Raw genomic sequence first — 13697 nt, 5'->3', positions numbered from 1 at the left:
CTCACGGCAAAGCGGTGTTCGCCGTAAAGTTCGCGGACCCGGAAACACACCGGAGGGGCAGGGCCATTGGCCTCTGCCCCTCCGGTGCTCGCAGCTCGTCAGGCGAGTAGTTCGGCGAGGAGAGTCTCGACGCGGGCCTTGATGTCGTCGCGGATCGGGCGCACCGACTCGATGCCCTGCCCCGCCGGGTCCTCGAGCTTCCAGTCCTCGTACCGCTTGCCCGGGAAGAACGGGCACGCGTCGCCGCAACCCATGGTGATCACGACGTCGGAGTCCTGCACCGCTTCGGTGGTGAGCACCTTCGGCTGCTCGGCGGTGATGTCGATGCCTTCCTCGCGCATCGCCTCGACCGCGACGGGGTTGATCTGGTCGGCGGGCATGGACCCGGCGGAGCGGACCTCGACGCGGTCGCCCGCGAGCTCGCGGAGATAACCGGCGGCCATCTGGGAGCGGCCGGCGTTGTGGACGCAGACGAAGAGGACGGAGGGCTTCTGGTCGGTCATTGTTGTTCGCTTCTTTCAGTCGGTGAGGGTGGCGAGGAGGTCGCGGACGCGGCCCTCGATGTCGTGGCGGATCGCGTCGACCCCTTCCGGGGAAGCGAGAGCCGGGTCGCCGACGGCCCAGTCCTCGTACCGGACCCCGGGGATGATCGGGCAGACGTCCCCGCAGCCCATGGTGACCACCACGTCGGCCGCGCGCACAGCGTCGTCGGTGAGGGGCTTCGGGAACGCATCCCCGGCGTCTTGCTCGCCTTCGATCTCTACGAGCAGCGACCTCACGTGCGGATGCACGTCGACCGCCGGCGTCGACCCAGCGGACCGCGCGACGACCTTGCCACCTGCGAGCTGGTTGACGATCGCGGCGGCGAGCTGCGAGCGGCCCGCGTTCTGCACGCAGACGAACAGCACCTGCGGCACCCCGGCCGAGCGGTCCCGCGTCAGGTCGGCGAGGCGCTGCCGGGCGAACCGTTCGGTCAGCGGGATCATGTGCGCCGTCAGCTTCGCCGAACGCACCAGGCCGGCGTAGGACTCGCGCACGATCGCGATCACGAGATCCCGGTTCAGCCCGGTCAGCTCGTCGGCGAGCTCATTGGCGAGGCGGGTCACGCGGGCGTCCATCTGCTGCAGGGCCTCGGCCCGTGCTGCGGTGTCCTCGGGCTCGTCGGTGACGGCCGCGGCGGGAGCGAACGCGTCGAGCAGGGCCGCGACGGCGCGCTGCTTGCCCGGGGCGATGCGGTAGTAGACCCAGGTGCCGCGCCGCTCGGACAGCAGCATCCCGGTCTCCTTCAACACCTTCAAGTGGTGCGAAACGGTCGGCTGCGACACCTCGGCGAGGTCCGCGAGGTCGCACACGCAGGACTCGCCGCGCGGGTCGGTCGCGATCGCGGAGAGCATCCGCAGCCGCAGCGGGTCAGCGAGCGCTTTCAGTGCCCCGGCCACGGTCGTGGCGGCCTCGGTGCCGATCGCGTGCGCCGTGGACGGTGCGCACGCGTCGGCGTCAGAGATGACGGTCGTGTCGGTCATGACGTCCTCGATTCGGTGGCGTAGGGATCGGTGTGGAACCAGGCCTTCGCGGCCCAGAGTGAGACGTAGACCAGGCCCACGAGCACGGGCACTTCGATGAGCGGGCCGACGACCCCGGCCAAGGCCTGGCCGGATGCCGCGCCGAAGGTGCCGATCGCGACCGCGATGGCGAGCTCGAAGTTGTTGCCCGCGGCGGTGAACGCGAGCGTCGTGGAGCGCGCGTAGCCCAGACCGAGTGCCTTGCCCAGCAGGATGCCGGCGAACCACATCAGTGCGAAGTAGACCAGCAGCGGCAGCGCGATCCTGGCGACGTCCATCGGGTGGGAGGTGACCTGTTCGCCCTGCAGGGCGAACAGCAGCACGATCGTGAACAGCAGCCCATAGAGCGCCCACGGCCCGATCCTCGGGAGGAACTTCTCCTCGTACCAGTCGCGCCCCTTGCGCTTCTCGCCGATGAACCGGGACGCGAAGCCCGCGACGAGCGGGATGCCGAGGAACACGAGCACGTTCAAGGCGATCTGCCAGACCGAGATCTCCAGACCCTGCGCGTCCAGGCCCAGCCAGCCCGGCAGCACGGTCAGGTAGAACCAGCCCAGCACCGAGAACATCACGACCTGGAAGACCGAGTTGATCGCGACCAGCACCGCGGTCGCCTCCCGGTCACCGCACGCGAGATCGTTCCAGATCACGACCATCGCGATGCAGCGGGCGAGACCCACGATGATCAGCCCGGTCCGGTACTCCGGCAGGTCCGGCAGGAAGATCCACGCGAGCGCGAACATCACCGCAGGCCCCACCAGCCAGTTCAGCAGCAGCGAGGAGACAAGAAGCTTCTTGTCTCCGGTCACGGCGGCGATCTTGTCGTAGCGGACCTTCGCGAGCACCGGGTACATCATCACCAGCAGGCCCAGCCCGATCGGGATCGAGATCCCGCCGACCTCCATCGCGGACAGCGCGTCCGAGAGCGCGGGCACGAAACGGCCGAGCAGGAGGCCGACGACCATCGCGAGGCCGATCCAGAGCGGAAGCCACTTGTCGAGGGTGGAGAGCCGCTTCGGGGCGGTCCGGGTCAAGGTGTCGGTCATGCGAGCAGCTCCTCGATCTTCGCGATGTAGACGGGCTTCGGGTGCGCGCCGATCAGCACGTCCACGCGTTCCCCGTCCCGGTAGAACCCGAGGGTCGGGATCGAGGTCACCCCTGCCGCGGCCACGGTCTCGGGGTTCTGGTCGGCGTCGACCTTCACGATCTTCACCCGGCCCGCGTACTCGACGGCGAGCTGGTCCAGGATCGGGGCGATCGCCCTGCACGGGCCGCACCAGGTCGCCCAGATGTCGACCACGACGGGCAGCCCGGACTCGATCACCTCAGCCCGGAAAGTAGCGTCGGTGACAGGGGTGACGGTGCTCATGCGGAGACCTCCAAAGCAAGCTCGGAAACGGTGGCGGGTGCGAGGTTCGACAGGTAGTGCTGGGCGTCCTGCGCGGCCGCGCAGCCGGTGCCCGCGGCGGTGATCGCCTGCCGGTACGTGTGATCGACGAGATCCCCGGCCGCGAACACCCCGGCCAGGTTCGTCCGCGTCGACGGGTGCGCGACCCGCACATACCCGTCCGCGTCGGTGTCGACCTGCCCGGTCACGAGCTCGGAACGCGGGTCGTGCCCGATCGCGACGAACACCCCCGTCGCGTCGAGCGTGCGCTCGGCCCCGGTGACGGTGTCGCGCAGCGTGAGCCCGGTGACCTGCTCATCGCCGAGGATCGCAGCGACCTCACTGTTCCAGGCGACCTCGATCTTCGGGTCCTCCAGCACGCGCTGCGCCATGATCCTCGACGCGCGGAACTCGTCCCGGCGGTGCACGACGGTCACCTTCGACGCGAACCGGGTGAGAAACAGGGCCTCCTCCATCGCGGAGTCCCCGCCGCCGACCACGACGATCTCCTGCTCGCGGAAGAAGAACCCGTCGCACGTCGCGCACCAGGACACTCCGTGCCCCGACAGCCGCTCTTCTTCGGAGAGGCCGAGCTTGCGGTACGCGGAACCCATCGTGAGGACCACCGCCCGCGCCCGGTACGTCGCCCCGGCACCGGTCTCGATGGTCTTCACGTCGCCGTCGAGCTCGAGGCGGATCGCGTCGTCGTAGACGATCCGAGCGCCGAATCGCTCGGCCTGCGCCCGCATCGACTCCATCAGCTCCGGTCCCTGCACGCCATCGACGAAGCCCGGGAAGTTCTCCACCTCCGTCGTCGTCATCAACGCACCGCCCGCGGTCACCGAGCCCGCGATCACGACCGGCGCGAGACCCGCACGCGCCGCGTAGACCGCCGCCGTGTATCCGGCGGGACCGGACCCGACGATGACCAGTTCGACTTCTTGATTCGACATGCTTCTATATTGACATCTATCGAATCAATCCGCGAGTTCGCGATGGCTTTGTCACCGGATGTTCACCTACCGGCTCAGGCAGGGGCCGCCAACACCCTTCGCGCGTGACCTCCGCATCATCGATGAAAAAGGCGCGAAAAGTGCACTCTTCAACAATCGGACCTACCAGTAAGGGGAGGCCGCTGTCTGCGACGCTTCGAGACTTCAACGACAAGGTGGTGAAGGGTGCGATCTCCGTCGGGGGCAAGGCGACCGACTACCTTGAGGATCGCCCGAAGGTCGCGAGCGCCGTTGCTCACAGCAGGAAGACCGTTGCGAAGGGCGCTAGGAAGGTTGGAGCCGCAGCGGCGAGGGTGAGCGATGCGGTGCCCGATGGTGTCGCGGATTGGGCTGGGGCGGCGCTCGATTCCGCAAAGACAACGGCCGCGCGTGCTTCGCGCGCGGGCCTGTCGGCAAAGCGAGTGGTCGATCTCCACAAGCGCAAGGGGCACGAGGTCGAGGATCTGGCGGATGTACGACGTCTGGATCTGAAGCAGGTAGACAAGGTCGGCCGCCACGGTACGGACCTCTACTATCCAGGTATCGCGGCGCTCTCAGGCGCGGGCACCGGACTCGTAATCTCGGGTGGTCAGCTGGTCACCGTGGCGCGTCCGCGGGCGCGGGAGCCGCACCCTCTGCCGGAGCGGTCGTTGGTGCGGTTGCCGCCGATGCGGCCGCCGTCCTCACGCTCGCCACGCGAGCCGTCGGACACGTCGCCCTGCTGTATGGCTACGACCCCGAAGACCCGAACGAGAAAATCTTTGCTCTATCGGTTGTGAATACCGGGACCGCCGTTTCTGCGACCGCCAAGACTGCAGCCCTGGCGGATGTCTCTCGGCTCACCCAGGCCCTCGTGCGTGGCAAGACGTGGGACGCACTCAACAAGAGCGTGATCTCCAAAGTCAGTGGACAGTTCGCGAAGGCATTCGGGGTTCGTCTCACGAAGAAGAGTTTGGGCAAGTTCGTCCCGGTCGTGGGCATCCTGCTCGGTGGTACATTCAACTGGGCGACGTTGGAGGGAATCTTCGACGCGGCGGACGTCGCGTACAGGCGCCGATTCCTCGCCGAGAAGTATCCACAGTTGATCGCAGAAGCCCCGATCGATATGCGAGTCGTTGAAGATGAGGAACATGACGTGGACGACGAGCGCATTAGCGTGCTCGAGGAGCTAGCAGATGCCGGGGGACCAGATCTGCTCGGCCGTGAGGGACCGCGGGCGTAGGTGGCGCCACCGCTGCCACGTTTTTGCCACAAATTGAACTCAACTCACCTGATCGAGGGGCCTATCGCGACATCAGATTCCGCGCATTCATGCGATTTCGATCAGCCCAATTGCCATCGGCGCGATTTCAAATCCCTCCGTCTCCGCTCTAAAAAAGCCTGATCAGGGGCTATTGCTTTCCGCTTCTGCCACGAGATCTGCCATTCCTGCCACGGTCCCGGCGGAGTCCGCGTTCGGCAGATCGCCAACCAGGGCTCGCACCGTTGAGCAGTCTGCTGATTCCGAGCTCGGCCCTATCGTCGTTTCGCGCGTTCAGGCGCAAGACCGAGAGTGCGAATCCCTCCGTCTCCTGTGCGATCCGAGCAATGGAGCGTTCGCCAAACGTCGGCGAGTCGAGAGCGCGGGTAGGCTCCCCGAGTCGGTCCTGCAGTACCGGTCGCGTACGGGGGACGCATTCAACGCAGGATGCCGCGCTCGCGCGCGCGCGAGACCGCGGCCGTGCGGGATGAGACCCCGAGCTTCGTGAAGATGTGGGCGAGATGCGACTTCACGGTTGTGTCGCTCACGAACAGTTCCGCGGCTATATCGGAGTTCGAGCGTCCTGCGGCGACGAGCTCGAGCACCTGGAGCTCTCGCGCGCTCATGCTGGCTTGCGGCGCGCGCATCCTGTCCATCAGTCGCGTCGCGATGACGGGTGCGAGCGCGCTCTCTCCCGCCGCGGCTGCGCGGACGGCAGTGATGAGCTCGTGAGGGGGAGCGTCCTTGAGCAGGTATCCGCTGGCGCCCGCTTCGACGGCGCCCAGGATGTCGCGGTCCGAGTCGTAGTTAGTGAGCACGAGCACGTACGGAGCGGCATCGAGCGCGCGGATGCGGCGCGTGGCATCTGCTCCGCCGGAATTCGCGGATGCCCCGAACTGCAGGTCCATCAGCACGACGTCGGGACTCATCCGCTCGGCAGCTGCAACCGCTTCATCGGGCGTCGCCGCCTCCGCGACGACGTCGATGTCGTCCTCGGGTGCGAACAGCGCGATGATGCCGGTTCGGACGATGGGGTGATCGTCGGCGATGACGATGCGGATCATGCCGCCTCCTCGAGGGTGAGATCGATCGTCAGCGCGGTGCCCTCGCCTGGTGCGGAGGTCACGGTGAGCGTGCCGCCCAGCTGATCGACACGCTCTCGGGTGGCCCGAAGTCCGAACGAGTCGGATCGACCGGTCGGCGCGCCCGGGGACTGGGCGGGGTCGAACCCCCGGCCGTCGTCGGCGATCGTGAACTGCAGCCGGTCGCCACCGACGGTCAGAGTGATCGTCGCGCTGTCGGCGTCGGCGTGCTGAATGACGTTGGCGATCGCTCCCTGCGCGATGCGCAGCAGCGCCGTCTGCACGTGCATCGGAAGGTCGACGGCATCCGACACCCGCACTTCCACCGGCAACCCCTGCGCGGCCCACTGCGTCGACGCGAGGCGGCGAAGCGCTCCGCCGAGACCGCGTCCGTCGAGGTCGGGTGGGGTGAGCTCACGGATGAAGTGGCGCGCGTCGGCGAGCGCGGAGGCCGCCGTCTCGCGGGCGAGGGCGACGTGTTCGACCCCGGCACCATCGGGATCGGCCCGCTCGGCGGCGTGCAGCAGCATCTGGATGCTCGAGAGCCCCTGGGCCACGGTGTCGTGGATCTCTCGCGCGAGCCGGGCGCGCTCGGCGAGCACCCCCGACTCGCGCTCCGTCGCGGCGAGCTGTCCACGCGTCGCGAGCAGCTCCTGCATCAGCGCCTCGCGCTGCTGCGCCTCGCGGGCGAGTGCCTCGTAGCCGAGCCCGATAAGCAGTGCGACCCCGGCGCCCACGATCGGCCCGACAACGCCCCCGGCCGTCCATCCGCCGTGGATGCCGAGGGCGCAGATCGCGATCGCCGTTGCGACCACGATGGCGACCGATCCCCACAGCCTGCCCAAGAGATGCAGGTAGAGGAAGAACAGCGGGAAGACGAGATAGGCCGCCTCAGGGGTGAGCCACAGCAAAGCGATCCACTCGAGCGTGATGACACCTAGCCACACGGCGCCCGCGACCCGGCGGCTGCGCGGCGCCCAAGTGATGAGCGTTCCTACCGCATAGGTGCCGAGCAGTATCACCGCGAGGCAGATGGCGGCGATGCTCGCCTGCGTCGGCGCGATCACCGCCCGGACGATCACGAGGACGGTGAGTGCAACGAACAGCATGTGAAGACCGGTGCGCAGGCCCACGAAGACGGGCGTGAGCGCGGTATGCGGCATGGTCCGAATCCTACGCGTCGTGGGTCAGCGAGCATCGTCCGAAAGGAGGATCCTGCACGCCATCGTTCGGCCTTGGAATGGTGTGCCGACGGCCGATGACGCGCCAGGGAGAAGTGGGGAGAGTGGAAGCGTCACCAGAACCGGCGACCAGAAAGGACCCTCATGTTCGTCGCGCTTCGCGACCTCCGCTTCGCCCGCGGCCGATTCGTCCTCATCGGCTCCGTGGTCGCCCTCATCACCATCCTCGTCGGGTTTCTCAGTGGACTCACCGGCGGGCTGGCCACACAGAACATCTCCGCCGTGCTGGCGATGCCCGGCGACCGCATCGTCTTCTCGACGCCGTCCGTTGGAGGCAGCGCCAGCTTCGCGGACTCCGCCATCACCGAGCGGCAAGCCGCCGAGTGGGCATCCACAGACGGCGTCACCGACTCCCAACCGATCGGCATCGCGCAGACGCGCGCCGAGGCCGGCGACCGGCGTATCGCCATCGCCGCGTTCGGCGTGCAGAGCGGCTATAGCGCCGACGCGCCGACCACGGACGGCCACCTGGCGGTGTCAGCCCCCGCCGCGAAGGACCTCGACGTCGCCGTCGGCGACGACGTCACCATCGCCGGCACTGTCTTCACCGTCGAGACCATCGGAGGCGACGAATGGTACAGCCACACACCCGTCGTGAAGATGACGCTGACCGACTGGCAGGCCTACTCCGCCGCGACGGGCAACCCCGAAGCGTACGCCACGGTGCTCGCCGTGACCGGAGGTCCCGACTGGGCCGCCGCCGACTCCGCGAACGAGACCGTCTCGGAGTCGATCCTCGGTTCGCTGACCGCGCTCAGTGCCTTCCGCTCCGAGATCGGGTCGCTGCTGCTGATGGTCGCCATGCTGTTCGGCATCTCGGGGCTCGTGATCGGCGCGTTCTTCACCGTCTGGACGATGCAGCGCAAGGGCGATATCGCCACGCTCAAGGCCCTCGGTGCGAGCACCCCCTCGCTCGTGCGCGATGCACTCGGACAGGCTCTGGTCGTGTTGGTGCTCGGAATCGGCATCGGGATCGGCGTGGTGGCTCTCTTCGGTACGCTCGCTGGAACCGCTCTGCCCTTCCTGCTCAGCCCGGTCACGACCCTGCTGCCCGGCGTCATCATGATCGCCCTGGGTCTCGCCGGAGCCGCCTTCGCTCTTCGCTCCGTCACCTCCGCCGACCCCCTCACCGCACTCGGGAGCAACCGATGATCAGCCTGAACGACATCACCCTCACCTTCCCCGACGGAGACGAGCGCATCACCGCCGTCGACAACGTCTCCCTCACGGCCCATCCGGGCACGGTCACCGGGGTCACCGGACCCAGTGGGTCGGGCAAGTCCAGTCTGCTGGCCGTCGCGGCGACACTGATCCGCCCCGACTCGGGGCAGGTCCTCATCGACGGCGTGGATGCCGCCGCCCTGGCTCCCCGTGAGGCGACCGAGCTGCGGCGGGACCAGATCGGCATCGTGTTCCAGCAGTCCAACCTGATCCCCTCGCTGACGGCGCATGAGCAGCTGACCGTCATGAACGAGCTCGGCGCGCGGCACTCTCGCGGGCGTCGCACCGCCGTGGCGAAGCGTTCGCGCGAACTGCTGGATGCCGTCGGACTCGCCCCCCACGCCGACAAGCGCCCGCACCAACTCTCGGGCGGCCAGCGGCAGCGGGTCAACATCGCCCGCGCGCTGATGAACGAGCCCAGCGTCCTGCTGATCGATGAGCCGACGAGCGCCCTCGACCAGGAGCGCGGCGCCAGCATCATCGAGCTGATCTTGCGACTCACCGGCGACCTGAAGACCTCGACATTGCTCGTCACCCACGACCTCGTGCACCTTCCCCAGATGCACGGCGTCGTCACCCTCGTCGACGGCAGGATCGTCGCCGACCCGCCGCGCACGGCATCCACCCCGCTCCGCGCCGACCTGGGCGCCGTCGCCTCATGAGTGCCGCGGCCGACAGCGCAGTGACCGCTCCCACGCGTCGCGAGTGGCTCGCCCTCGCGGTGCTGTCGGTCGGTCTGGGCATGATCGTCCTCGACGGAACGATCGTCGGCGTCGCCCTGCCCGACATCATCAAAGACCTCCACCTCGACCTGACCGACGCGCAGTGGGTCAACAGCCTCTATGCGGTGCTCCTCGCGGCTCTGCTGCTGTCCACGGGCAAGCTCGCCGATCGGTGGGGGCGCAGACTCCTCTTCCTCGTCGGTCTCGTCGTGTTCGTCGGCGGCAGCATCCTCGCAGGCATGTCCGACGCGGCGGGCCCGCTCATCGGCGCGCGCGCCGTGCAGGCTGTTGGCGCGGCGCTCATCATGCCCTCGACGCTGTCGACCGTGAGCGCGGTGTTCCGTGGCCGTTACCGGGCCGCCGCCTTCGGGGTCTGGGGAGCAGTCATCTCGGGCGCCGCCGCCGTGGGACCTCTCGCCGGCGGTGCGCTCACTCAATGGGGGTCGTGGCACTGGATCTTCTGGGTGAACGTTCCGCTCGGTGCCCTCGTGTTCATCGCCGGCATCCTCGTCGTGCCCGAGACCCGCGGTGCCAAGGGGCGGCCCGGGGCCGACGTCGACGGGGCGCTTCTGTCGGCTATCGGGTTCGGCGCACTGGTCTTCGCGGTCATCGAGGGGCCCGACCTCGGGTGGTGGAAGCCGCAGGGCCCGTTCAAGATGCTCGGTTGGACCTGGCCGGCGGATGCCGCGATCTCGGTCGTGCCGGTCGCGATGGCGATCGCCGTCACCGCCCTCACCCTGTTCGTGTTCTGGGAGAGGCACCGCGAGAAGGTGCGGCGGTCGGCGCTCCTCGACCTCAACCTGTTCACGCTCCCCACGTTCTCGTGGGGGAACGTCACGGCCGCGATGGTCGCCGTCGGTGAGTTCGCGATCATCTTCGTGCTGCCGCTGTACCTCGTCAACGCGCTCGGCCTCGACGTCATGGGGGCGGGCCTCGTGCTCGCCGCGATGGCGATCGGCGCGTTCTTCTCCGGTGCCGTCGCGCGTCACGTGGCCGCACGGTTCGGATCTCCTGGCACGGTGCTCATCGGACTGGGCCTCGAGGTGATCGGCGTCGTCGCACTCGCCTTCCTCATGGGCGCCACAACGCCAGGCTGGCTCGTCGCGCTCCCCCTGGTCGTCTACGGACTGGGCCTCGGGCTCGCGTCCGCTCAGCTGACAGGGACCGTGCTGCGCGACGTGCCCGTCGAGGTGTCGGGGCAGGGCTCGGCTACGCAGAGCACGGTGCGCCAGATCGGATCGGCGCTCGGCACCGCTTTCGCGGGCGCGACGCTCTCCGTCGCGCTCGCGCTGACGCTGCCCGCCGCCCTGAACGCGGCGGGACTGACGGGTGACGCAGCGGACAAACTCGCCGCCGCGACGCGTCAGTCGGCCGGCACGACGATCACTCAACTGCGGGCGGGCGGTGACGCCGGCTCGTTCGGCGACCAGGCCGCCGGCGCTGCGGATGCCCTCGCGGCAGGGTTCGCGGACGCGACCCGCTGGTCGCTGCTCGTCGCGTCGGTCTTCCTGCTGCTCGGGTTGCTCGGCGCCGCCCGGCTTCGTCGCGCCGCGAAGGCGGGCCATGCGGATATCGCGGCCTGAACCCTCGCTGGATTCTCGACGTGCCGCGCAATACGGTCGCCGGCTAAGGGACCATGGGTGTGATCACAATAGGACGGCACATCCCTGCCGCGTAGTCGGCCACTTCTGCCACGTTCTCGATGTGGTCCGCGTTGAGCAGTCGTACGGCTCTGCGGAGGTGTCGCTAGCGTTCCGCTCGTGTGGCGCGCGCCAGAGGCCTGGTTCCGGCCGTGTGAACATGCTGGCAGGCTGAAGGTATGCGAGCAGATCGGACACAACGCGTCGCGCGCGGGGTGTCGGTCGCTTCCATCGCAACTTTCACGGCGTTGCTGTCGCACGTGGTCGCCGGGGGTGTCGTCCCGGGCTGGGCCGGAATCTTCACGCCGTGGGTGCTTGCCGTAGCAGTGAGCAGCCTGCTGGCGGGTAGGAACCTCTCTCGCGTGCGGCTGGCGTTGAGCGTCGGGGCGAGTCAGCTGTTCTTCCACGCGCTGTTCGTGATGGGTGCTCCGTCCGCGGGGGTCACGTCGATGACGATGCATCAGCACATGCACGGCGCCATGACGACCATCCCCGCGGCCACCGATCCCACGGTGGCCGCGCTATGCGCCGACCCGTGGATGTGGATCGGTCACGGCATCGCTGCGGCAGTCACCATCGTCGCGCTCTACCACGGAGAGCGCGCCGTCCGTGTGCTGCTCGAGCTCGCGCGCGATCTGCGCGCGTGGGCGCGCGCCGCTGGCGGCGGGTGACGAGGCGACCTTCACGCTGACCTTCTCCGACGACTCGACCTACGAGTTCACGGCGCCCATCAAGGACTACTCGGGCGCCAACGAGACCTACGAGGGCGGCGACATGGACATGGACATGTCGCCCACCCCGACGCCGAGCAACTGATGGGCGCGCCCGACAGGGGCGCACGTCGATCCGGGTCGACCCGGCGGCAGTTCCTCTTCGGAGGGGCTGTCGCCGGTGTCGGCGCCGCCGCTGCCGTCGGCATCGACCTCGCCCTCACCGCGCCCTCCGGCACGACCGCCGCGCCCTCCACCCCGCTGAACGGTGCCGAGATCGTGCCGTTTCACGGTATCCAGCAGGCGGGCATCGACACGGACGCCCAGGCCCACGGCACCTTCGTCGCCCTCGACCTCCGCGACGAGGTCGATCGTGACGGCCTGCGACGCCTCATGCGCATCCTCACCGACGACGCCGAGCGGCTCACTCAAGGTCGCGGCGCCCTCGCCGACTCCGAACCCGAGCTCGCTCTGACGCCCGCCCGGCTCACGGTCACGTTCGCATTCGGCCCCGCATTCGTCGCCCGCGCCGCCGGCACGGCGCCAGCCTGGCTGCAGCCCCTGCCGGCGTTCGCGGTGGACCGGCTGCAGGAAGAGCTCAGCCACGGTGATCTGCTGATTCAGGTGGCCGCCGATGATCCACTCACCGTCGCGCACGCGACGCGCATGCTGCTGAAGGATGCGCGCGGTTTCGCGACGGTCCGGTGGACGCAGCAGGGCTTCCGCCGCGCCTACGGATCCGTCGCCCCCGGCACGACGATGCGGAACCTGTTCGGTCAGGTCGACGGGACATCCAACCCGAAGCCCGGGACGACCGAGTTCGACACGGTCGTCTGGGCGGACGAGGGATGGCTCGCGGGTGGGACCGGGATGGTCGTGCGCCGCATCCACATGAACCTCGACAAGTGGGACAAGCTCGACCGCTCCGGCCGCGAGCAGTCCGTGGGGCGCTCGCTCTCCAACGGTGCGCCGCTCACCGGCACCAGTGAGCACGACGAACCCGACTTCGAGGCGAAGACGTCGATCGGCTTCCCGGTGATCCCCGAGTTCTCCCACATGCGGCGCGCGCGACCCGACGACACGACGCAGCGCATCTTCCGACGCGCCTACAACTACGACGAGCGACCCGCCGGGTCCGAAGTCTCCGACTCCGGACTCGTCTTCGTCTCGTTTCAGGCCGACGTCGATGCGCAGTTCACGCCCATCCAGCGCCGACTGGACGACCTCGACCTGCTCAACGAATGGACAACTCCCATCGGATCGGCGGTGTTCGCCGTGCCGCCGGGCTGCGCCGAGGGCGGGTACATCGGGGAAACCCTGCTCGCGTGATAGCGGAGTGAAGGCTCTTAATCGCTGCCACGTTTCTGCCACGAATGGAACCGAATCGACCTGATCCATGCGGATGCCGGCGGCGTCAGAATCCGCGGAATCACGCGGTTTCACCGGGTCTCGGTTACCATCGGCGCGATTTCAAATCCCTCCGTCTCCGCCAAGAAAAGTCCTGAGCAGAGGCAATTTTCTTCCGCTTCTGCCACGAAATCTGCCATTTCTGCCACGTTTTCGATGTGGTTGGCGTTGAGCAATCTTGCGGTTCTGCGGGATTCTGCTGAGCGTTCTGCTCACTGTGAGTTGCTCGGCGCATGGTTGCGGCTACTCAAGGGTGAGACCGAGCGCGCGAATCCCTCCGTCTCCTCCCCGACTCGGCGTGCCCGCTCGGGCGCTCGCTTCCGCTCGCTGTGCTCGCGCCGTCGGCGGCTGTCGTCGCGTTGTCCGCACCGGCACGTCGTGTCATCAGATCGGGTCCAGGTGGTGGATCGTGAACTCGAACGGGAGGAATGAGCAATACAGACGTGAGCACAGACAACGAGGTGATCGAACGTTCGGCGGATGAGCCGGGTGC

14 protein-coding genes are annotated in these 13697 nt (G+C 68.2%); 7 read left to right on the top strand and 7 right to left on the bottom strand.

The genetic code is table 11. The features are described from left to right. Nucleotides 1-98: 98 nt before the first annotated feature. Genes AC3ENQ_RS10390 through trxB form a run of 5 tightly spaced genes read right to left on the bottom strand, consistent with a single transcriptional unit; the run spans nt 99 to nt 3902 of the window. Nucleotides 99-503, bottom strand: coding sequence for an arsenate reductase ArsC (locus tag AC3ENQ_RS10390; protein WP_336626335.1), 405 nt, complete (start codon nt 501-503; stop codon nt 99-101). A gap of 15 nt (nt 504-518) precedes the next feature. Next, entirely contained in the window at nt 519-1523 is a 1005-nt protein-coding gene (locus tag AC3ENQ_RS10385) for a metalloregulator ArsR/SmtB family transcription factor (RefSeq protein ID WP_431804318.1), read from the bottom strand. Beyond that, entirely contained in the window at nt 1520-2608 is a 1089-nt protein-coding gene (arsB, locus tag AC3ENQ_RS10380) for an ACR3 family arsenite efflux transporter (RefSeq protein WP_431804316.1), read from the bottom strand. Before arsB ends, AC3ENQ_RS10385 begins: the two co-directional genes overlap by 4 nt. Next, complete coding sequence (gene trxA / locus AC3ENQ_RS10375) at nt 2605-2931, bottom strand: thioredoxin (RefSeq protein ID WP_336626332.1); 327 nt, start codon at nt 2929-2931, stop codon at nt 2605-2607. The genes arsB and trxA overlap by 4 nt, the downstream gene beginning before the upstream one ends. After that, nucleotides 2928-3902 (bottom strand): thioredoxin-disulfide reductase, encoded by a 975-nt coding sequence (gene trxB, locus AC3ENQ_RS10370; protein WP_431804313.1) that lies wholly within the window; start codon nt 3900-3902, stop codon nt 2928-2930. Before trxB ends, trxA begins: the two co-directional genes overlap by 4 nt. Nucleotides 3903-4287: 385 nt before the next feature. Between trxB and AC3ENQ_RS10365 the strand changes: the two genes are divergently transcribed. Then, nucleotides 4288-5163 (top strand): EcsC family protein, encoded by an 876-nt coding sequence (locus tag AC3ENQ_RS10365; protein ID WP_431804311.1) that lies wholly within the window; start codon nt 4288-4290, stop codon nt 5161-5163. 455 nt (nt 5164-5618) lie between these two features. On the opposite strand, the gene AC3ENQ_RS10360 is transcribed toward AC3ENQ_RS10365, so the two are convergent. Together AC3ENQ_RS10360 and AC3ENQ_RS10355 are read right to left on the bottom strand one after the other, a co-directional pair. Next, on the bottom strand, nt 5619-6245 hold the full coding sequence (locus AC3ENQ_RS10360; RefSeq protein WP_294981117.1) for a response regulator: 627 nt from the start codon (nt 6243-6245) through the stop codon (nt 5619-5621). Further along, nucleotides 6242-7426: a sensor histidine kinase gene (locus tag AC3ENQ_RS10355; protein ID WP_431804309.1), complete on the bottom strand. Its 1185-nt coding sequence runs from the start codon at nt 7424-7426 to the stop codon at nt 6242-6244. Before AC3ENQ_RS10355 ends, AC3ENQ_RS10360 begins: the two co-directional genes overlap by 4 nt. A 162-nt stretch (nt 7427-7588) precedes the next feature. On the opposite strand from AC3ENQ_RS10355, the gene AC3ENQ_RS10350 reads away from it, so the two are divergent. The 6 genes from AC3ENQ_RS10350 to AC3ENQ_RS10325 all read left to right on the top strand — a co-directional run bounded on the left by AC3ENQ_RS10350 (nt 7589) and on the right by AC3ENQ_RS10325 (nt 13126). After that, entirely contained in the window at nt 7589-8656 is a 1068-nt protein-coding gene (locus AC3ENQ_RS10350) for an ABC transporter permease (RefSeq protein WP_431804307.1), read from the top strand. Next, a complete protein-coding gene (locus tag AC3ENQ_RS10345; RefSeq protein ID WP_294981125.1) occupies nt 8653-9387 on the top strand; it encodes an ABC transporter ATP-binding protein in 735 nt (244 codons plus the stop codon). Before AC3ENQ_RS10350 ends, AC3ENQ_RS10345 begins: the two co-directional genes overlap by 4 nt. Then, nucleotides 9384-11030, top strand: coding sequence for an MFS transporter (locus AC3ENQ_RS10340; protein WP_431804305.1), 1647 nt, complete (start codon nt 9384-9386; stop codon nt 11028-11030). The genes AC3ENQ_RS10345 and AC3ENQ_RS10340 overlap by 4 nt, the downstream gene beginning before the upstream one ends. Before the next feature lie 272 nt (nt 11031-11302). Continuing rightward, nucleotides 11303-11758: a hypothetical protein gene (locus AC3ENQ_RS10335; RefSeq protein ID WP_431804304.1), complete on the top strand. Its 456-nt coding sequence runs from the start codon at nt 11303-11305 to the stop codon at nt 11756-11758. After that, on the top strand, nt 11697-11903 hold the full coding sequence (locus AC3ENQ_RS10330; protein WP_431804302.1) for a copper chaperone PCu(A)C: 207 nt from the start codon (nt 11697-11699) through the stop codon (nt 11901-11903). The genes AC3ENQ_RS10335 and AC3ENQ_RS10330 overlap by 62 nt, the downstream gene beginning before the upstream one ends. Beyond that, complete coding sequence (locus AC3ENQ_RS10325; protein WP_431804300.1) at nt 11903-13126, top strand: Dyp-type peroxidase; 1224 nt, start codon at nt 11903-11905, stop codon at nt 13124-13126. Before AC3ENQ_RS10330 ends, AC3ENQ_RS10325 begins: the two co-directional genes overlap by 1 nt. The last annotated feature ends 571 nt before the right edge of the window (nt 13127-13697 follow it).

The sequence above is a fragment of the Microbacterium sp. bgisy203 genome, from assembly GCF_057706945.1.
Note: the sequence above shows the minus strand (reverse complement) of the source record. Positions and strands in the feature narration are given on the sequence as shown.

Bases quoted from the DNA above. Each gene is read 5' to 3' on its own strand.
- AC3ENQ_RS10390 (WP_336626335.1), bottom strand. From the start codon at position 503: ATGACCGACCAGAAGCCCTCCGTCCTCTTCGTCTGCGTCCACAACGCC.
- AC3ENQ_RS10385 (WP_431804318.1), bottom strand. From the start codon at position 1,523: ATGACCGACACGACCGTCATCTCTGACGCCGACGCGTGCGCACCGTCC.
- arsB (WP_431804316.1), bottom strand. From the start codon at position 2,608: ATGACCGACACCTTGACCCGGACCGCCCCGAAGCGGCTCTCCACCCTC.
- trxA (WP_336626332.1), bottom strand. From the start codon at position 2,931: ATGAGCACCGTCACCCCTGTCACCGACGCTACTTTCCGGGCTGAGGTG.
- trxB (WP_431804313.1), bottom strand. From the start codon at position 3,902: ATGTCGAATCAAGAAGTCGAACTGGTCATCGTCGGGTCCGGTCCCGCC.
- AC3ENQ_RS10360 (WP_294981117.1), bottom strand. From the start codon at position 6,245: ATGATCCGCATCGTCATCGCCGACGATCACCCCATCGTCCGAACCGGC.
- AC3ENQ_RS10355 (WP_431804309.1), bottom strand. From the start codon at position 7,426: ATGCCGCATACCGCGCTCACGCCCGTCTTCGTGGGCCTGCGCACCGGT.
- AC3ENQ_RS10350 (WP_431804307.1), top strand. From the start codon at position 7,589: ATGTTCGTCGCGCTTCGCGACCTCCGCTTCGCCCGCGGCCGATTCGTC.
- AC3ENQ_RS10345 (WP_294981125.1), top strand. From the start codon at position 8,653: ATGATCAGCCTGAACGACATCACCCTCACCTTCCCCGACGGAGACGAG.
- AC3ENQ_RS10340 (WP_431804305.1), top strand. From the start codon at position 9,384: ATGAGTGCCGCGGCCGACAGCGCAGTGACCGCTCCCACGCGTCGCGAG.
- AC3ENQ_RS10325 (WP_431804300.1), top strand. From the start codon at position 11,903: ATGGGCGCGCCCGACAGGGGCGCACGTCGATCCGGGTCGACCCGGCGG.